The sequence below is a fragment of the Psychrobacter sp. SWN149 genome (assembly GCF_015864565.1).
GTDB lineage: Bacteria > Pseudomonadota > Gammaproteobacteria > Pseudomonadales > Moraxellaceae > Psychrobacter.
The window spans coordinates 141689-160474 of sequence record NZ_JADYWX010000004.1; the positions used below are offsets into that span (position 1 = coordinate 141689).

At 43.4% G+C, this 18786-nt stretch carries 15 protein-coding genes, 1 pseudogene and 1 riboswitch; of the genes and pseudogenes, 7 read left to right on the forward strand and 9 right to left on the reverse strand.

The window, feature by feature from the left end; all coding sequences use genetic code 11:
* Positions 1 to 452 precede the first annotated feature (452 nt).
* The 4 genes and pseudogenes from I6E86_RS07915 to I6E86_RS13835 all read right to left on the reverse strand — a co-directional run.
* Complete coding sequence (locus I6E86_RS07915) at positions 453 to 1193, reverse strand: peptidase (RefSeq protein WP_197176790.1); 741 nt, start codon at positions 1191 to 1193, stop codon at positions 453 to 455.
* 34 nt (positions 1194 to 1227) lie between these two features.
* Complete coding sequence (locus tag I6E86_RS07920) at positions 1228 to 2013, reverse strand: transglutaminase family protein (RefSeq protein WP_197176791.1); 786 nt, start codon at positions 2011 to 2013, stop codon at positions 1228 to 1230.
* Between the two features lie 229 nt (positions 2014 to 2242).
* A complete protein-coding gene (locus tag I6E86_RS13890) occupies positions 2243 to 2893 on the reverse strand; it encodes an alpha-E domain-containing protein (protein ID WP_413786997.1) in 651 nt (216 codons plus the stop codon).
* A gap of 138 nt (positions 2894 to 3031) precedes the next feature.
* Positions 3032 to 4618 (reverse strand): annotated as a pseudogene (locus tag I6E86_RS13835) (circularly permuted type 2 ATP-grasp protein); the annotation flags it as partial.
* 230 nt (positions 4619 to 4848) lie between these two features.
* On the opposite strand from I6E86_RS13835, the gene I6E86_RS07930 reads away from it, so the two are divergent.
* A complete protein-coding gene (locus I6E86_RS07930) occupies positions 4849 to 5487 on the forward strand; it encodes a GDSL-type esterase/lipase family protein (protein ID WP_197176793.1) in 639 nt (212 codons plus the stop codon).
* A gap of 157 nt (positions 5488 to 5644) precedes the next feature.
* On the opposite strand, the gene I6E86_RS07935 is transcribed toward I6E86_RS07930, so the two are convergent.
* Complete coding sequence (locus tag I6E86_RS07935; RefSeq protein ID WP_197176794.1) at positions 5645 to 6727, reverse strand: DUF2855 family protein; 1083 nt, start codon at positions 6725 to 6727, stop codon at positions 5645 to 5647.
* Positions 6728 to 6777: 50 nt separating this feature from the next.
* Positions 6778 to 8217 carry an NAD(P)-binding protein gene (locus tag I6E86_RS07940; RefSeq protein WP_197176796.1) on the reverse strand — a complete coding sequence of 480 codons (1440 nt, stop codon included), beginning with the start codon at positions 8215 to 8217 and terminating at the stop codon, positions 6778 to 6780.
* 119 nt (positions 8218 to 8336) lie between these two features.
* On the opposite strand from I6E86_RS07940, the gene I6E86_RS07945 reads away from it, so the two are divergent.
* The 4 genes from I6E86_RS07945 (at position 8337) to rhuM (ending at position 13194) form a co-directional block, all read left to right on the forward strand.
* Entirely contained in the window at positions 8337 to 8924 is a 588-nt protein-coding gene (locus tag I6E86_RS07945) for a TetR/AcrR family transcriptional regulator (RefSeq protein ID WP_197176797.1), read from the forward strand.
* 233 nt (positions 8925 to 9157) lie between these two features.
* Positions 9158 to 11212: an autotransporter domain-containing protein gene (locus I6E86_RS07950; protein WP_197176800.1), complete on the forward strand. Its 2055-nt coding sequence runs from the start codon at positions 9158 to 9160 to the stop codon at positions 11210 to 11212.
* Between the two features lie 174 nt (positions 11213 to 11386).
* The gene (locus I6E86_RS07955) at positions 11387 to 12130 is read left to right on the forward strand and encodes a zinc-dependent peptidase (RefSeq protein ID WP_197176802.1); all 744 of its coding nucleotides are present in this window, start codon (positions 11387 to 11389) and stop codon (positions 12128 to 12130) included.
* Between the two features lie 68 nt (positions 12131 to 12198).
* Positions 12199 to 13194 (forward strand): RhuM family protein, encoded by a 996-nt coding sequence (rhuM, locus tag I6E86_RS07960; protein WP_197176804.1) that lies wholly within the window; start codon positions 12199 to 12201, stop codon positions 13192 to 13194.
* Between the two features lie 144 nt (positions 13195 to 13338).
* Here the strand turns inward: rhuM and I6E86_RS07965 are convergent, their stop codons facing one another.
* The gene (locus I6E86_RS07965; protein WP_197176805.1) at positions 13339 to 14007 is read right to left on the reverse strand and encodes a hypothetical protein; all 669 of its coding nucleotides are present in this window, start codon (positions 14005 to 14007) and stop codon (positions 13339 to 13341) included.
* 224 nt (positions 14008 to 14231) lie between these two features.
* On the opposite strand from I6E86_RS07965, the gene I6E86_RS07970 reads away from it, so the two are divergent.
* Positions 14232 to 14723: a hypothetical protein gene (locus I6E86_RS07970; RefSeq protein ID WP_197176806.1), complete on the forward strand. Its 492-nt coding sequence runs from the start codon at positions 14232 to 14234 to the stop codon at positions 14721 to 14723.
* A 617-nt stretch (positions 14724 to 15340) separates the two neighbouring features.
* Here I6E86_RS07970 and I6E86_RS07975 read toward each other — a convergent pair.
* Positions 15341 to 15871 (reverse strand): TetR/AcrR family transcriptional regulator, encoded by a 531-nt coding sequence (locus I6E86_RS07975; protein ID WP_197176807.1) that lies wholly within the window; start codon positions 15869 to 15871, stop codon positions 15341 to 15343.
* Between the two features lie 320 nt (positions 15872 to 16191).
* On the opposite strand from I6E86_RS07975, the gene I6E86_RS07980 reads away from it, so the two are divergent.
* A complete protein-coding gene (locus I6E86_RS07980) occupies positions 16192 to 16710 on the forward strand; it encodes an HPP family protein (RefSeq protein WP_197176808.1) in 519 nt (172 codons plus the stop codon).
* Positions 16711 to 16786: 76 nt separating this feature from the next.
* Here the strand turns inward: I6E86_RS07980 and I6E86_RS07985 are convergent, their stop codons facing one another.
* Positions 16787 to 17716, reverse strand: coding sequence for a DMT family transporter (locus tag I6E86_RS07985; RefSeq protein WP_197176809.1), 930 nt, complete (start codon positions 17714 to 17716; stop codon positions 16787 to 16789).
* Positions 17717 to 17830: 114 nt separating this feature from the next.
* Positions 17831 to 17996: riboswitch (FMN riboswitch) on the reverse strand.
* Between the last annotated feature and the right edge of the window lie 790 nt (positions 17997 to 18786).

The following is an 18786-nucleotide window of genomic DNA, read 5'->3' on the forward strand; positions in this document are numbered from 1 at the left end:
TGAAAAGTAAGAGTGACGACAGTAGATGTCGCAAGCAAAGAGACTGGTTAATTATGCATTGACAATAATAACTGTTATGAGGCACACTTAACGGGTTGTGAGATTTAGCGTTTCATCGTTTACGGTGAGGGGCGACGTTGCGTCGTCCACGAGTCAAGCCATTACATTTTACCCAAGGAAGACTGTTTCAGTCCTGCTAATACCTAGATAAAGGCCCTAGTGTCATTAGCTCGCTGGCGCAATCACGCAATCGTGATTGAGCTAATGCACTAGGGCCTTTATCTAGGTGCAGTCCAGTGAGTCTTCCATGTACCAGGTCATGAGGTAGATTACACAACAATTGAGTGCGACATCATAGTGATGACACTCAAGGCCTTTAAACCAAAACCGGCGTCAAACTGTTTATGCAGTTTGACGCCGGTTTTTTATTGAGAAAAATGTATTGTTAAACCCTATCCCCAATAGCCATCAGGACATTTAGGCAATTCAACCAAAATACGACGTAGCTCCTCTGACCACTGACGACGGATGCTATTGAAATACTCATCATTCTCATCAATACGTCGGCCAGCGGGCATGGTCAGGCTATCATTGTCATAAAGCACAAAATCTATCGGCATGCCTACTGACAAGTTGGATTGAATGGTTGAGTCAAATGACAGCATCAACGCGCGGGCTGCATGTCTTACGTCTGTATCGTAGCTGACAGAACGATCTAGAATAGGCTTGCCATATTTGCTTTCACCCAACTGAAAAAATGGGGTGTCTTCAGTGGCTTTGATACAATTGCCTGCAGGATAAATCATGTATAACTCAGGCGGCTGGCCTTTTATTTGACCACCCAGCATAAAAGAGCTGGTAAAGGCGCCATCGACACTGGCATTAGCGACTTTTTTTGCATGGTTCATCTTTTCACGCATGCATTCACCAACCATTTGCGCAGCATCAAATAAAGTTGCGACCGTATTGAGATTGCTCTCAAGACGCTGGTCAATATCGTTTTGCAGTTTGTTAAACACCGCCTGTGATGTCGCTAAGCTACCAGCTGTCTGCAATACGATAAAGCGCTCGCCCTCAACGCCATATTGGTAGAGTTTTCTAAAGGTTGAGATATGGTCAATCCCAGCATTGGTACGTGTGTCGCTAGCAAAAACCATCCCTTCTTTTAGGCGAATAGCGGCACAATAAGTCATAACTGATCCTTAGTAGAACAGGCTTAAAAATAGCCTATGATAATCTCGAAACCAATACTTGACTGTAAAGGTTTTCATAACCGCCGCCCATTCTAACACCGCGGACAGGAGCTGTATCTAAATAGTCTCGACCAATAGCGACGTAGACATGAGAGCTTGGTTGAAACAGCTGGTTTGAGATATCAAAGGTGTACCAGTAACCATCCAGCCACACTTCTGCCCACGCGTGACTGGCCATATGATTTTCGGTATCGTCATACAAATATCCTGACACATAGCGGGCTGGGATATGCTGATCACGTAAGCAGCTTAAAAACACATGGGTGTGATCTTGGCACACGCCAGCACTGGTCGCAAAAGACTCAGCTGCTGTCGTGCCGACATGGGTCACATTTTTGACAAACGGCATCTTCATGATGAGGGCATTGGCCATCGCTTTTAGGCTGTCATGAGTGGGGGTTTTTAGATAGGGCGCGGCAAACTCGCGCATCTCTTGCGAGCATGTGGTCAGCGGTGTTTGTACCGTAAAGAGCAGATAAGGAACATGATCCATGTCTGCTAAACGCTTGGTCTCTGTATCAATCTCAACGATACCTGACGCTTGCATTTGCAGGTTGTTGTGCGCCTCGTTACGGCTGAGGGTGAGCCAGTCATTGCCAAAGCCGTCCTTTTGATTGGTCGCCACTTTAGGCAGCATGACCTCCCATTTGTGAATAATTTGGTGCGGCATCTGCATGGGCGTCATGCGTATATACTGGACACTACGCTGTGCAAGCTCACCGTAATAATAGTTGGTTTGATGGCTGATTTGAAGTTTCATAATAGCTTCCTATTTTTATAGTCTGTGTATTTCATATATATCATTGGGGCAGGTCCTTAACTCAACTAGTCATCCTCTAAGAGGGTTGAAAATGGCTCAATGTTGCTAAAAGTCGTCAAGCAGCTCGATATCATTCTTATCATCAGCCTTGCTTGACGTTGTAGCGCATTATCACCCTTATCTTTAGCGTTAAGGCACGCCCTAATTTGTCATCAGTATTAATTTACGGCTAGACACCTTGACGCAAGATAATGTTGAACTCTTTGCTAATCAGCTCAAAATCGCTAAATTTCTTCGAGCGAATCATCTGGTTGGCCAGACGTGTCAGCTCACGCCAGCGCGTGTTTTCAGGCAGCTCATTGATCCAGTACTTAAATTCGAGACTGACATCCATTGAGTCCTCCTCAAGTAACACCGCTCGCTCAAGCTGCTCAAAATGACGCCCCAATTGCCAAAAGCAGGTCACGGTTGGATGTTCTTGTTTCATCGCGGCATTACAGGCATGTAGCTGCAAGGTCGCAGCTCGATAGGTGCCAGCACTTGAGAGCCGCTTAATCAAGTTGTATAGCTCAGCAGTGTCTTTACCAATGACACCTTTGGCCTCCTGTACATTGTCATCTATCGATTGAACGATGTTTGGTATGATATTTTGTTCCAGATCAGACAGCATCTGCGCTTTCATGGTCTTAAACGATTCATCCGCATCCGCGTCAAAACCTAAATGGCTGATCAAATGCTTAAGCTGTGACTTTTTGAGATCGTCTTTGACCAGTTGCTTCATGACATTATCATAGTAATACAGGCGCTCACTATATCGGCCTAGCCATATTAGATGACTGGCAGTGGAAAGTAGCAAGATCATTGGTGCGTCATCTAGCATCTCATAGCCAGCTTCTTTAGGCTGTACACGATCATAATAGTTGGCGTGATCTGAGGTATTGGTCTCTGATGATAAAGGCGAGCATTTACCTGATTCGCCATTGCCGTTTGGTTTTTTGGTTGAAGACTGCAGGTGACTGTCATCGACGACCCAGGTGTCCTTGATACCGCCACCTTGAGATGAATTGACGACTAATGAGCCCTCAACCATGGCCACACGAGTCAAACCACCTGGCACAATATCTACCGAACCATCGCCATGACTGAGGATAAAGGGACGCAAATCAATGTGGCGCGGTGCGATGCCATCGCTGACAGCAGTAGGGTTGGTAGATAGCGAGATAGTCGGCTGAGCAATAAAACCGGCTGGATTTTCAAGTAGGCGCAGGCGATACTCTTCAATCTCTTTCTTGGTGGATGTCGGGCCAATGAGCATGCCATAACCACCTGAGCCTTGGGTTTCTTTTACGACCAGCTTATCTAAATTATCAAGCACGTATTTGAGCTCATCAGGCTTACGGCATTGATAGGTTTCTATATTGGGTAGGATAGGCTCTTCATTTAAATAGAATTTGATCATATCTGGTACAAAAGGATATAGACTTTTATCATCAGCCACGCCTGTACCTGGCGCATTCACTATAACGACATTACCAGCACGGTAAGCGCTCATCAGCCCCGAGACGCCCAGTATCGAGTCAGACTGAAAGGCGAGCGGGTCAATATAAGGGTCATCAATGCGTCGGTAGATTACATCGACTTGTACCTTGCCACGAATACCTTGCATGTAGACTTTGCTGTCCTCAACCACCAGATCGTAACCATGCACTAGAGGCACGTTCATCTCGTGTGCTAAAAATGCATGTTCATAGTAGGCACTATTGAAGCGGCCAGGCGTCAAGATAACGATTTGTGGATCATATTTGGACGTTGAGCTGGCAAGACAGGCTTTGAGACGAATGGGGTAATCGCTGATACCCATAATATCGGTGTCAGAAAACATATCAGACAGTAGTGTCTCTGATATTTTACGGCTCTCAAGCATATATGAGACACCTGACGGGGTACGTAGATTATCCTCTAACACACAGAACTTGCCAGACTCATCACGAATCAAATCGATACCACTGATGTGTGAGTAGATGGGTTTGTCCAGCTCAATACCCATCATCCAAGGCTCATAGCAGCCGCTGGCATAGACATAGCTGGCAGGCACGATGTCGGCCTTCATGATGGCTTGGTCATGATAGATATCGTGCAAGAATGCATTGAGGGCGGTGATGCGCTGCTTACAACCAGCTTCTATCAGACGCCACTCGCTTGCCGCGATAATACGGGGGATAATGTCAAACGGTATCATTCGTTCGATGTTTTTGGCATCGCTATAGACGGTAAAGGTGACGCCTTTACGGTAAAAGATGTTTTCGGCTTGTTCGTTTAGATAGTTAAGGGCATCCATGTTGATGTTATCAAGCCAGTTGCCAACGGTTTGTGCCACTGGGCGATACTTACCCTTACTTATTTGCAGTTCATCGAAACTTTTCGCTTTTTTCTCAGGTTTTTCTAAAGCCTCTTTTCCTTCTAAGGTATCTTTGACCGTCGTTGAAACAGGACTTTTGGTAGTGGGCGCTTTGATGGATTGACTCTGACTTTGGGTTTGATTGTCAGCGTTTTCTTTGTCTTGAGTGTTATTGCTAGACTGACTTTGAGATGCTGTTTTATTCATAAATACCCCACGTATCCTTGGTAAAGTTATACTTTATGATGAATACACTGTCTATGCTAAGCCGCGTAGCACTTGTATTGCGCCCAACAGGTAATCTATCTCCTGTATTAACTATACAACGTATACTGATTGATATACAACAAAAGTTAAATAATGGATTTTGAGTAGTCTCAAATTATTAACGCAAATAAATTTAGCTCAATTGGTGAGAATGTAGGAGTGGAACAGATATGAATCTAGGTGGTAGGTTTTTAGCGCTGGCAAGCATGGGACTTGCAGTTACTATTGGCATGACAGGCTGTGGTAGTGAGCCAACGCAAACGGTCTTGCCTGAAGGCAGTACAGTGGTTGCACTTGGTGACTCTTTGACCTATGGATATGGGGCAAATACTGAAACAGCGTATCCCATGGTACTGGCAGAGCTAAGCAAATGGAAGGTCATTAATGCGGGTGTCAATGGTGACACTTCTGCAGATGTACTGACTCGAGTGAATGAGATTACTGAGCAAAATCCTGATTTGGTACTGCTAGGTGTGGGCGGCAATGATGTATTGCAGCGCATTGCACCTGATACGACGCGGGCCAATATCATCGCGACTATAGACACCTTACAATCTAAAAATATTGATGTTGTTCTAATCGCTGAGCCGCATTTAAGTACCAGCGCGTTATTTGGCAAAGCCAGTGATAATCCATTGTATGAAGCTATTGCGGAGGCTGAGGGCATACCGCTATATTCTGATGGTTGGTCGACTGTGCTATCAGATGATGCGCTGAAATCTGATAAAATCCATGCCAATGCGGCAGGCTACAGACATTTCGCCGAAGGTCTACATGATTACTTAACAGATCAAGGCTTGGCACGTTAGAGCTATGAAAGAGTAAGTAGAACAGGTATCTGGTTTAAAGCCCTACTACACCACGAAACGAAACGAAACGAAAAAAGAGAGCTCTTTTGAACTCTCTTTGCCATTCATTACTAACATATTGATTCAGCTGAAATTAATGATGGTAAGCATGCATGTATCACATAACCACGATCAGACCTTCATCAGCGGCTATCTTGCCCTCACAGATGTCTTGATAAATATCTAGTAAGTCACTAATCTCATTAAGCTCTTTAATTTTTAGCCATGCATTGGTTTTTGCGGTGCTGTTCATGATATAGCGCATAGAGCGTTTATTAAATTCTTCAGGACCCCATTCTTTCATGCATTGCTGTACATGACTGGGTGCAAAAAACTGTTGGCTACGTTCTTGAATGATACCGTCTACATGGCGCGGTTCATCCCAATGCGTGATACCGACATTGCTGGTGTAGCGCATATTGTCGCCTAAGTGCTGATGCAGCCTGCTAAGCACATCGGTATTGGCCGACATATCGACAATGACCGTTGGTTTGCTAGCGTCAATCTGCTCAAGCGTGTCGTAGCTCAATACGCTGTCATAGGCGTTGATTGAATTGACGAAATCTATATGACGGTTTGAGGTGAGGCCGATAACGTGCGGCGCATCTTTATCATCAGTGAGGCCATAAGCTAGGCCGATACTGGTTTTACTAGAGGCACTGATAATCACCACTTGCTCTGCGCCAAACCAGTCATTGCGCTTCAATAAATCATGTAAGCAGAATGAGGTTAAGTGCAATACGAACAATAACATGCGCTGATTGTCATTGGCACGGTCATAACCAGGTTCATGATTAACGCGCTGATACATATTGTAGCCAGGCGGCAGCTCGGCACGATGGGCACTACCATCGAGCAGGCTGGTTTGCGTGACTCGTTTAGGTGTAATAATTAATTCGTTGGCAGGCGGGAAGTAACCAAATAGTCGTTCACCGACCGGCAGTGCCTCGCTATTTGATTCGATGACATCGGCAAAGCCCCATACAGGAATAATGCCCCATTTTTCGGGTTCATTCCCATTTGGCGGAAAAAACTGCCAATAGCGTAATTGGTCGCCCATGACCGCGTAAGTAATGTTGTTGGCGGTAAAGGCAAAGCGATCAACTTTGACGCGTACTTCACCATCGCCGAGAGTGTGTATAGGCGTCTCTTGCAGGCGAGCTTGGGTTAGGTTTGCTTTGTTGGTCTGAAATTCTGGCATAGTCCCTTCCTTGATAGTTGTTCTTGATAGATAGTATTGGCAGTCATTTTTTAGGCATTAGCAGTTTTGGCTTGACGTGCTGCTGTTATTTGCATAATTTCACCCATGAGTTTGGGCATGTTTGCAGCGGCTTTTGGTCCTGCTTCTTTTAGACGTTTAAGGATAGCCAGCTCTTCAGGTGTTGTGTCTTCGCTGGCACGTACCAATTTGGTGAAGCCATCTAAGCGATTGTTAATCATCCATTCACGTAGCGCAGGCTCTTTTGACCAACGCATCTGGTTTTTCATTTGTTTAACGAGCCCAACCAGAAAGTCTGTATCATGATTTGGGATCGGTACCACTTGGCACAACTCATTTTTGACAGTTTCGTCATCATAGTTGGCCTCGATGTGGGCGATGAACGCGGCACTAAATACAGGCTGATAGGTGCGTACGGTTTGTACCACCACAGTATCACCTTTGAATACATCGTACGTCTCTGTCACTGGTACTGCCCGTGCAGAGCAATCGATATGCATGGTGTTGGGCGTGGTGGCAATGCTGTTATCACCAAAATAAATCTTGTCAGTATCTAAACGGGTCACGCGTCCTTTACGCACAATGTTTTTAACCCTACGTAACTGCTTAAGCTCTTCACTACTAATGGTGGCACCATGGAACATTTGCGGGCGTACATTTGGATCAATACGCATTAATACGCCACCTTTTTCTAAACGATTAAAAAGGTCTTCGATGTTTTCAGCTTCAGCAATCGCTTCTGCCTGAGTAGCCTGCGCCCCTATAGTGTTCACAAAAAAATCACGAGAAGGCTGGGTGTTCTGACGATCTATCAGCCAAGCGTCTCTTGGCATAATCCACGTGATATGGTCTGGGTCAATTTGGTTCTCTAGTAGCCATAAAACCGCATCAATACCTGTTTTTCCGCCGCCAATGATGACGTAACCATCACGGGGTTTGGTTAGACTCGGCAAATCGTTTAACGGGCCAAATTTCACACCTTCAGCAATCTCGAAGTTTGGGGTATGGGTGGCTGGTACTGAAGTTTTGAAGTAAGTGCCATCAATGATTTTCTTATTGACCTTGACCTCATAGCTGGTGTCAGACAATAACGATGAAAACTTACCATCGCCTTTGTATTCACACATCGGGAAGTATGTCACACGGCCACTTGGTAAAAACGTGTGCTTCATGACTTTATCAAAGTACGACATGACTTCTGCGCCTGATGCCAGCTCGGACAAGCCTTTGTTTAAACCAATCTTATCAATCATACCGCCGCAAAGCTCACGTGAGCTAACACCATAAAAAGACGATGGCTGATGCAGTGTGACAAACGAATAGGCATCGTTCCAATGACCACCTGGCTTATGATGCTTATCGACGATAATAATATTGGCATCGGTCTCTGTAAGTAGTACGTCGGCAAAAGCCATGCCCACCGCGCCACTACCAATGATTAGATAATCTGTTTCTAGCTGTTGAATGCTCATAGCGTCCTTACTCTCAAGTTAAATTTTTATCAATACAATCAATTCATAATCGTTTGTGCATAACAGTGTTATATACTAGAATAACGCTGTTATAATTGTCAAGAGATAGTGAGAATCTAATGGATGCCAGAACCAAAATACTAAATGCCGCATCTGAGCTTTTTCTAGAAGGGGGCGGGGATGGCCTAAGCGTGCGTGCCATCTCCAAACGTGCAGGATTGTCCACTATTGGTATATACAGTCACTTCCAAGGTAAGCAAGGCATACTGGATGCGCTATACATAGAAGGGTTTAATCTCGTTCGTGACGCCATGAATGTCATTCCGGACGGTAAGGCAAATAAAGAACAAGTATTAGAGGCGTGCCTAGGGTATCTCAATGTCGGAGAAAAATACGAGGCGCATTATCGACTGATTTTTGGGGAGTCTGATGCAGGATATCAGCCCTCAATCGAGGCCATTGCAGCAAGAGATAGCGCGTTTTCAAAGTTGGTACGGGTGGCGGGTTCATATCTACCAGATGGTGCTACTATTGAGGAGCGCAGGCAAATAGCGCTAGATATCTGGGCCATCGTGCATGGGTACGTCAGTATCAGCCACCACATGGTGTTTACCGATGACATAAAACTGGACTGGAAATCAATGGCGCTGAGAGTGGTAGCAGTGCAGTTGGATGCCATTGACCTAACTAAAGCTAAGCATCAATAAAGCCTTCCTAAACGACCCAATAAATCAGCAGTATGAAGGTGAAAATAAATACCGAACAGCGATTCGTAAGTATTGATCACGGATACGTGCCTACATAGGTACATAGCGTTTTGATGAGCCACCATTCTGCTTAAAAAGTAAATAAACAGACATATGTCTTTTATCTTGTAAACTGCATTATTTTAGGTTATTTTTCACTGTTGATTACCGTTCTTTAACCAAGGAGAAGCAGTTTGGATACTAACTTATCACCGCTTAAGATTTCAGTGGTTGCGGCGCTGACACTGCTTACAAGCTCGCAAGTATTTGCAGAGGCCAAGTATGGAGATTATGGTACAGAAACGGCGCTGACGCTTGCCCGTGACTATGCTGGTCGTTATACAGGTTCCGATAAAGAAGTCCAAGCTGCTGATTATATGCAGCAGCGTATGACCATCGATGGCAGCAGTAATCAAGTCAATCGTCAAACTTTTGATTTCGTAGCGCCTCGTGGTTTATTCAGAGGTCAGACGTTAACGAGTAATAACGTTGTCGTGACCCAAAAAGGCAGTGCTGACACCAACAGAACGCTATTTGTCGGCGCACATTATGATTCTGCAGTAGCCTATCCAAACTATGCAAATCTAGAAGCATTGGACGATAATGCTTCTGGATCCGGCGTCTTAACTGAGTTGACAAAAAACCTGACTGGCATTGAGACAGAGCATGACATTCAGTTCGTGGCATTTGGTGCAGAGGAGGGCGGTCTCAATGGTTCAAAGGCGTTTGTTGATCAACTAACGGACGCAGAAAAATCAACAGCGTTGGGCATGATTAACCTAGACAGTCTGATTACAGGCGACAAAATGTACGCCAACGCAGGGCGAAACGCTTATGACAATGACGGTAATGAAGTGGCTGCCAATGTAAGTTTGCGTGAAAACGCACTGCGCATCGCAAAAGAGCTTGGTATTACACTAGAAGTCAATACAGCCATTATTGCACCAGGTGAGACAGAGCCATACGAGCCTTATGGCGTTGGCTGCTGCAGCGATCAGGAATCTTTTGATAGTGTCATGCAGGTCGTCGGATTTGAGGCAACTAACTGGGGCCTTGGGCCTGATTATGATGGTTACACACAAACTGAAAACCCGGATATTCCAGGTGGCTATACGTGGCATAACCCTGCATTAGATAACGAAGAAGTGCTTACTGCGGCCTTTGGTGAAGAGCGCATAGCGCAAAGAATGCGTGACTACTCTCGTATCATCAGCAGATTGATTGTTGAACAAACCAATGCTGATATCATCGCCTCAACCAAGAGCGCTATTAATCTGCAAAATACGATGGGCTTAGCTTTACAAGACAATGCTACCGACTCGCACTCAGCGGTGCTTGAGCGCGCCAATGCTTTGGCATTGCATACTCTCGATGATGCGGAGCCTTTGGATTCTGAGTCGCGTACTCAGGTTTGGGTAGATGGCTCCCAAAGCTACGTGGATGCTAATGAGGTACAAGAGGGCACTCGCGCCAATATTGGTCTGTATGGCGAATATACTGTACTGCCGAGCTGGCGTGTTGGCGCAGGTGTGCAAGCGGCCAATCAAAACAATAAAAGCGTAGAAAACGGTATTAAAAAAGACACAAGCTATGGCGTGCAAGCCTATTCCTTATTGGGCGGAAAAGACACGGCTTGGTGGAATGCCACATCTCTGAGCTTATCTAAACATGACTTGGACGTTAATAGAACGGTAAAACTGGATGGTAATGACGGCATCAATATTATCAACAATAGCGAACGCGGTGATGCGGATGCCGATGTGTTTAGCGCATACAATGAGCTTGGCTATAATTTTCTTATCAAGAAAAACGTCGCGCATGGTGCCTTTTTGGGTCTGAATTACAGTGATACAGACATAGATGGTTATACCAGTGGTAATGCCAATTCTCGCACGGCACTAAAGGTTGATAGCACCTCTAGCGAGGCATGGGATTCAGAGCTTGGTTACCAGCTACAGTATGGTTTTGACTTGATGGGCACGCCTGCCAAACTTCAAAGTAAAATCGCTTATGTGCATGTTATCGACGATGGTTTAACAGACAGTTTATCGACAACGTCTTTAGCTGATGATCAAACAAGAGAGGTTAGCATCACCCAAACAGATAAAGATGACGACTATGGACGTTTTGAGCTGAGTGTGAGTAACAAAGTTCATAAGAACGTTTATGCGTATCTGAATGGCGATACCACCTTTGCACGTGATGATAAAGACAGCTCAGTACAACTAGGCTTGCAATATCAATTTTAAATCTCAATGTGTGAATGTCAGACTGCGCTGCTCAATAATTCATTTATGAGCAGCGTTTTTTGCTTATACATGTCAATATATTACTTATAAGGGCATATTGTTGATTACCGATATAATCTTCAGATTCAGTAATGCCAATGTATGTGAAATATTAAAAGAATAGGGGTGGCGTATATGTTTGGCATCATAAAAGATTGGCGTGAGCAGCGCATACTAGATAATAGCGAGTTTACCCATGCCGATTGGATACAAGCGGCTGAGCGTATCGTAATACTCGACAGATTAAGTGTTAACGAGATGATGCATTTATTCGAGCTCGCGACATTGTTTTTGGCTGATAAGTCCATCACAGGCGCACAAGGTTTTGAGATTACCAATGCTGTTAGACAATCAATTGCACTGCAAGCGTGCCTGCCGATCTTGAACTTGAGCCTTGACTGGTATGCTGGCTGGTCATCCATCATCATTTATCCTGGCTCGTACAAAAGTGACAGCACCACGGTAGATGAGTTTGGTATCGTCCACGAAGGCACTCAGCACCGTAGCGGGGAAGCGTGGCTACGTGGGCCTATCATTCTCTCATGGAAGGACGCCAAACATTCAGGCGAACGTGACGGACACAACGTTGTCATTCATGAGTTTGTACATAAACTCGATATGATGAATGGGCGTGCCAATGGCTTTCCACCGATGCAGCCTGATATGGATCCTGCAAACTGGACACAGATTATGAGCCGCGATTTTGAGGACTTTCAGACACATCGTAAGTCAGGTCTAGATCGTTATGGAGCGACGAATCCTGCTGAGTTTTTTGCAGTTTTGAGTGAAGTGTTTTTTGAAACACCGCAAAAGCTAGTAGATGCTTATCCTGATATTTATGAGATTATGGTGAAATTCTTTCGTCAGACGCCGTTATGAGTGATATTTATAGAGATTGTGACAGTAAACTGTATTCAAAACAGCATATTGGAATTGGGGAAGCTGAGATGATTGACGATATAAATGACGATGTAGCAAAAGTAGAGATCTATGAAAGTGTTGATGGAAAGGCGCAAGTAGATGTACGTTTTGAGCAAGAGACAGTCTGGTTGTCACAAGCACAAATGACCGAATTATTCGGTCGTGACCAATCAGTGGTTTCTCGTCATATCGCCAATGCCATAAGAGATGAAGAAATCGATGAAAAAAGCAATATGCAAAAAATGCATATTGCAAATTCAGACCGTCCGGTGACTTTTTATGACCTAGATGTGGTTATCTCAGTCGGTTATCGCATAAAATCTCCTCAGGGTGTGCAATTTAGGCGTTGGGCAACGCAGCGCTTGCGTGAATACTTGGTACAAGGTTATACGCTCAATCAACAGCGCTTCGATAAAAACTCTACTGAATTGCAACAAGCGCTAAAATTAATCAAAAAAACCGCACAAAGCCCCGAGCTTAAAACCGACGAAGGACGCGGACTGGTTGAGATTATAAGCCGCTATACGCAGACGTTTTTATGGTTGCAGCGCTATGATGAAGGTCTACTGGATAGTCCTACAGGGCAAGATGGTGGTATCTTACCCAGTACGACTGAGGCGATGGCAGCGTTAACTGATTTGAAATATCAGCTGATAGATAGGGGTGAGGCGACTGAATTATTTGCCAAGCCTCGTGGTGATGGTTTGGATAGTGTATTGGGTAATTTACAACAAACGGTCTTTGGTGAGCCTGCGTACCCAACTATCGAGAGTAAAGCGGCACATCTACTGTACTTTATGGTAAAAAACCATCCTTTTACTGATGGTAATAAACGCAGCGGCGCTTTTTTATTCGTGGATTTTTTGCACCGTAATCACCGACTGCTGAATGATAAAGGCGACATGGTCATCAATAATACAGGGCTTGCGGCATTAACCTTATTGGTCGCTGAGTCTGACCCCAATCAAAAAGAGACTTTGATCAAACTGATTATGAATATGTTGTCGTTAGAAGGGCAATAAACAAGCTTGTCATCAAAAACCAAGTAACGATAACTGGCAAAATACATCTTAATATTTGAATATATTATATTTATAATCAAATAGAGCAGGCTGCCATTTTAAACGCGCCCTATAAAAGTGGTCAGTCAATCGTTTCTATACACTCTAAACCGTCCATTGGTCATTAATAATGGCCACTAGATAACGCTTGCCTTGATACTCATCAAATACCAAGCGCAATACACGCCAGTCCATACCATCATATTCATCAGTACCTTTATCATAAAACTCTACAACATCTGATGCTTGGTATATCTCTTTTAAATTATTGATCGAATTACCATTATTTTTGAATTCATTGATGCTGATATTGGCATTATTGAACTTCTTACCATCTACCCACGTACCCAAGTACGTTGGCAGTGGCGTGACTAATACATCACCCGTGCCGTCTTTTTCACCCCATGTAAAGCGAATATTGGACTGTTGTAAATACTGTGCATATTGTCCGCGACTAAAGACTTTGTCAGTCTCGGGCCGCACATAAGCATACATGGAAAAGCGAACGCCACGTGTGGGATGAATATCATTGGTGATTCTAGAAAAGTCCTTATTGGCCAGTGCACGCTGTATACGTAGCGCTTGCTGTCTAAGGGTTTGTTGACTGATATCAGCACTAATAGGCGTTGACGAGATACTGGTAGATTGAGAGACAATAGCCTCGCTGGACTCAGAAGCAGACTGACAGCCAGTTACGCTAAGAGTGAGCAATAAAAGGCTACTGGAGGCCAATGTCGCAGATTTTCCCTTAAAAAAAGCAGGCAATATAGTCATAAAATTGTCCTTCCCACAGTTGTTAGCGAAAGTTATTAGCTAATAAGTCATTAATAAAACACTATAAATTGTCATGAGAACAAATAAGGAAATACCATAAAAGCGCTATGTAATCGAGATACTAGTAAGTAAACCTGAATGATACGATAATACAGCAGAGTCCTAATATGGCTATGATGTAATAGACTGTAACATTCATAGGATAAAAGCTCGTAGAGAACGACATGCCAACATATAAATCGCTGACATTGATACTAACCATAGGACTAACGACTGCTGGTACTGCTACAGCGGATGTGGCAAAAGCAGATCAGAAGCAATCTGCGATGGAAGCTATGAAAATTGCGACCATTTCAAAAATGTATCAACAAGACATAGATGAGCAAGGCATGAGTAATCCTGCGGTGCTACAGCAATACGCCAATACTGAATTACAAGCAGCGATGACGCTTGAGCAAGCGTATTTTGATAAAAACCAAATGTCATGCAATGTTGATTATGATGTGCTGTGGGATTCTCAAGACCCTGACTATACACAAGACAAAAAGCTCTCAATAACTGAGCAAGGTTTGGTTCAGGTCAGCTTGGCGCAAGGTAGCGATATTTATTATGAGTTATCATGTGATGACAATGATAAAGATTGCCAAATCGCAGACGTAATCTTAGATGACGATGGTAAAACGTTGCGTAAGCATTTGCTTGAGGCTTGTCGTTAGCATAAATCTGGAACTGACATCAAACATAGCTAAGCTAAAAGGCTTTTTTTAAATTTTAGCTTAGCAAAATGTGCAAATAACACGCGATAAATTATTGGACTATTCTCTTTTGAAACCGTTGGTTTGTTTTCGCATAATGTATATTATGTTAAATGAAGTCTATATGCTATTAAGTTCATAGTACAGGCTGGGATCCTTATATATCAAGTACATAAGAATTAGATAAACTAAAGCTATCTTATCATTATGTTTATGAGATATTATCTTCATAATATATAGTGTCTATGAGAGATTAAGTTCATGTCTCTATAGCTATATTATATCTGTCTAAGTATTCACTGTAATCGTTACTAGGTTCGACATGAACTGAATCACTCTAATCGATTATTATAGAATTCTTTTAGATACTGGTCTGCTTGTGCTCAAGCTTTATTCGTTCTACCTCAAAAATTTTTGATGGTTTTTTATGCGTATCAGCACCAGACTAGCTACCTCTGCCAGAATGCTCGCTCAATAAATTACTTGTCTAGCTCTTCATCTTTAATCACCACAATGATTGCATAACGATCCAATCCGCTACCATGGGCTTATTGATAACGGATGCGACCTAATCAATACTATATAAAAAAATCAGTATCTAACGTTAATGACTCCTGACCGGTCTGCGCGGCAACGATAAACCCTTCGCCTAATACAAACAGCGTGTCAGACTTCTGCTTAGCATCATTGGCATTTACCCTTTTAAACTCAGCGAACAGCCATTGCCTAATGTCAGTTTTATGCTGATGGGCTATTTTATGTGGCGAAGATTGAGTGTCTGAATACTCGGCACAAGCATTGATAAACAGACAACCATAAAACCCCTCTGATGATGTCCAGTCTTTTAAAAAGGCTAAATAACACCTTGCAACGTCTGCTACATCCTTACTATCAACATTATCAAAGCATGCTTTTAATTGAGTCATAAACATCTGATGACGATACTTAAGCACCTCCTCAATCAAACCTTCCTTATTGCCAAAATGAGCATACAAGGTGCGCTTGGTCGTGCCTGCCTGCTTTGCTAATAGCTCTACTCCGCTATTATGAAAACCTTGCTTATAAAGCAGTTCATAGCTTTTGTGTAAAATAGTATCTCGCAATTCCATTGGTTCTGATTCCTATTGTTTTACGGCCTGATCTAGGGCATGTCATCAACTAGCACATCAATATAATTAGTAGCCTTAAAATGGCTAAATTTTGCTAAACATCGTCAGTAATTTTTTCAATATGTTCATATTAACGGCAATTTCTTCCTTGTCTATCTACAATTTTTCTCATTTTAAGCCTCACAGTCTAATTGATGACACGCCCTAGTATTCAATAAAAAAATACTGTGTTAATATACCGTTCGGTATACCTAGCTAATATACTGACCAGTATACCAGTAGCAATACTGTTGATTGTTTATTTATTCATAGGAAGTCGTATGCATTCATTTTTTAATTGGCAGAAGTTAAATGGTCAAGTCAGCCAATGTCCAAAAAGATTGCCTTTATCAATGATACTCTTCGCTTGGCTTGGCGGCACCATCGCCATATCAACGCTCGCTATATTAGGGAGTTCAGTAGAAATCATTATGATTCTAGGATCATTTGGCGCAAGTTGTTTACTGATGTTTGCCTATCCTGCTAGCCCTTTTGCTCAGCCAAGAAATGTCATAGGTGGGCATGTGATTGCTACTTTCACAGGATTAGCATTTATGGCGTTATTCGGTATTCACTGGTGGAGTCTGGCAACGGCTGTAGGCACTGCTATTGCGTTGATGTTGTTATTTAGAATGCCGCACCCACCTGCTTGCTCCAACCCTTTGATTGTCATGCTGAGCGCAGTAAAGTGGAGTTTTTTAATCACACCGACTTTGCTTGGCGCTATCACTTTAGTAATCGTGGCGCTCATTTATAATAATGTCGGTAAAGACAGACAATATCCAACGTATTGGTGGTGATGATCTCACATTGATAGAGCGTAAAAAACTGGGCTGATTAGACTTTTACGCTGTATATGGTTCATCTATTGCGATTTTATTGCAGAACAGGGCTTAGCTCATTCATTCTCAGTTGTTTCATGCGTAGGCCGATATTGCCCAGTATAAGCATCAGGCCACCAATGATTTGATAGCCTGTCAGCCCCATGTCGAGGAATACCCAGTTGATTACAGCTGCAAAGACAGGAAAAGACAATTCGGCCAAGGTAGCCAGTTGCGCGGGGATGGTTTTCAGACCTTGGTAATAAAACCACATGCCAATAAAGCCACTTAGCAAGGCCATGACAACGACAAGGCTCAGATCCACTGGTGTCATCATGGACAATCCATCTGACTGGACCAATGCCATGGGCAACAGCACTAATAGCCCAGCAACAAATCGACCTGACATGATGGCATTTGCTGGTATATTCTGATGGGATAAGTACTTACCGCACACAGTGGCCGCGCCCCATGCAATCACCGCAATCAGCGTGTAACCGTAGCCTTTGAACAGACTTATTGTATCGCTCGAATAGTGCCATTGAGCATTGCCCAACGTACGTAAATCTGGCCACATCATCACAAAGCTGCCCAGTAAAATGACCGCCGCCCATTGCAAAAATCGCCCTTCAACATGCTCTTTGAGTAACCAATAGGCCAGTAAAATAGCAACGATAGGCTGAAGTTTTTGCAGCAAGATCACGACAGTAGGATTCAAGTAATGGAAAGCTTCGGTAAATGCCAAAGTACCTATGGCCGAGCCAATACCGCCGATAAAAAATAAGCTTAAAAATCCGCTGATTGACATATGACGATAAACATGACGGTAACGCCATAACATAGGACTGACAAATAATACCAGCGTCAGGTGTTCGATAAGAACGATTTGCAAGGTTGAATAACCAGCGCCTAATAACGGGTAGCGGATTAAGGTATCCAACGCCCACGTAAAACACGCGATCATGATAAAGAATGTTCCTGCCATCTTGATTTTCTCCAATCAATAAGATGTACAGGGGTGATGAGAACAAATAGTACCAATCTCTGCGCTTAAAAAAGCACAGATGAAGCCCCTATTGCTAGGCGCATCAAAATCTTGGTCGATCCTTCTATCATCCGGACTGTAACCGTCGGCTCTGGCATCTCACCAGATCTGCTGACCCTTGTTCACGAGGAACAAGGCGCTCGCGGGCTGTTTAACTGGATGATGTCACCCAAGAAAAAATACCGCCGGTGGGGAATTTCGCCCCGCCCCGAAGTTCGATTAATGTAAATTTACGCGTCTAATTCTAAACCCATCCCCTTCCTTAGGCAATAATTAACAGGCCTTTTAAACTTATTAAAGGCGCAAAATCTGACGGCTTACCATACCTTTATGCTAACGATAGAATTCTAGGGACGGTGTTGAACCGCCCCGTCTATATCTGAGGCTGATTCACGTATATCAAGTGGCCACCAACCTCTCTACATGTCTTGCATAGACCTTGTTTTGTGCAGCTTACTTGAGCATCAAATGTACAAAGTAAATCCGTATGCGATATATTTTTATCAGGCTTCTACCTCTTCGTATTTCACTATTTTCAACAGATAACTTTTAGTAATAGATAGTTGAAATGCATCACGTAAAAAATAGCTTTAACTTGAAATAAAATATCAGTAGCATGAAATAACAACGTGATCAGGAAGATCAATTTTAGGTAGCTCTAGATACCTTTATGACATGACAGGGAGAAGTCCATGCTATACCCCAACTCCAGTACCAGTCCCAATACTAAACACCGTAGCATCCACTTCCGCAAAAAACACGACAACTTCATCAATAGTGACTGAGTCGCCCGTATCGATAGCAAATATTTTAAGAAATCCACTCCAGCCGATGGCAAGTCATTTTTCATGGCCAATATATTATCCTTTAAACCCATCGCACCTCTCCTACTTTGAGTTTGAGATGCCTGTGATGGTGGTTGATATGTGCTGTCCCTCCACCTGAATATAAAACGTTTCTGCATTCAAAGTACGTGCTCTAAAAATATGCGTTTTTCATATTACAGCACC

Excerpts from the sequence above, each read along its gene's own strand:
- I6E86_RS07915 (WP_197176790.1), bottom strand. The coding sequence starts at position 1,193 with ATGACTTATTGTGCCGCTATTCGCCTAAAAGAAGGGATGGTTTTTGCT.
- I6E86_RS07920 (WP_197176791.1), bottom strand. The coding sequence starts at position 2,013 with ATGAAACTTCAAATCAGCCATCAAACCAACTATTATTACGGTGAGCTT.
- I6E86_RS13890 (WP_413786997.1), bottom strand. The coding sequence starts at position 2,893 with ATGCTAGATGACGCACCAATGATCTTGCTACTTTCCACTGCCAGTCAT.
- I6E86_RS07930 (WP_197176793.1), top strand. The coding sequence starts at position 4,849 with ATGAATCTAGGTGGTAGGTTTTTAGCGCTGGCAAGCATGGGACTTGCA.
- I6E86_RS07935 (WP_197176794.1), bottom strand. The coding sequence starts at position 6,727 with ATGCCAGAATTTCAGACCAACAAAGCAAACCTAACCCAAGCTCGCCTG.
- I6E86_RS07940 (WP_197176796.1), bottom strand. The coding sequence starts at position 8,217 with ATGAGCATTCAACAGCTAGAAACAGATTATCTAATCATTGGTAGTGGC.
- I6E86_RS07945 (WP_197176797.1), top strand. The coding sequence starts at position 8,337 with ATGGATGCCAGAACCAAAATACTAAATGCCGCATCTGAGCTTTTTCTA.
- I6E86_RS07955 (WP_197176802.1), top strand. The coding sequence starts at position 11,387 with ATGTTTGGCATCATAAAAGATTGGCGTGAGCAGCGCATACTAGATAAT.
- rhuM (WP_197176804.1), top strand. The coding sequence starts at position 12,199 with ATGATTGACGATATAAATGACGATGTAGCAAAAGTAGAGATCTATGAA.
- I6E86_RS07965 (WP_197176805.1), bottom strand. The coding sequence starts at position 14,007 with ATGACTATATTGCCTGCTTTTTTTAAGGGAAAATCTGCGACATTGGCC.
- I6E86_RS07970 (WP_197176806.1), top strand. The coding sequence starts at position 14,232 with ATGCCAACATATAAATCGCTGACATTGATACTAACCATAGGACTAACG.
- I6E86_RS07975 (WP_197176807.1), bottom strand. The coding sequence starts at position 15,871 with ATGGAATTGCGAGATACTATTTTACACAAAAGCTATGAACTGCTTTAT.
- I6E86_RS07980 (WP_197176808.1), top strand. The coding sequence starts at position 16,192 with ATGCATTCATTTTTTAATTGGCAGAAGTTAAATGGTCAAGTCAGCCAA.
- I6E86_RS07985 (WP_197176809.1), bottom strand. The coding sequence starts at position 17,716 with ATGGCAGGAACATTCTTTATCATGATCGCGTGTTTTACGTGGGCGTTG.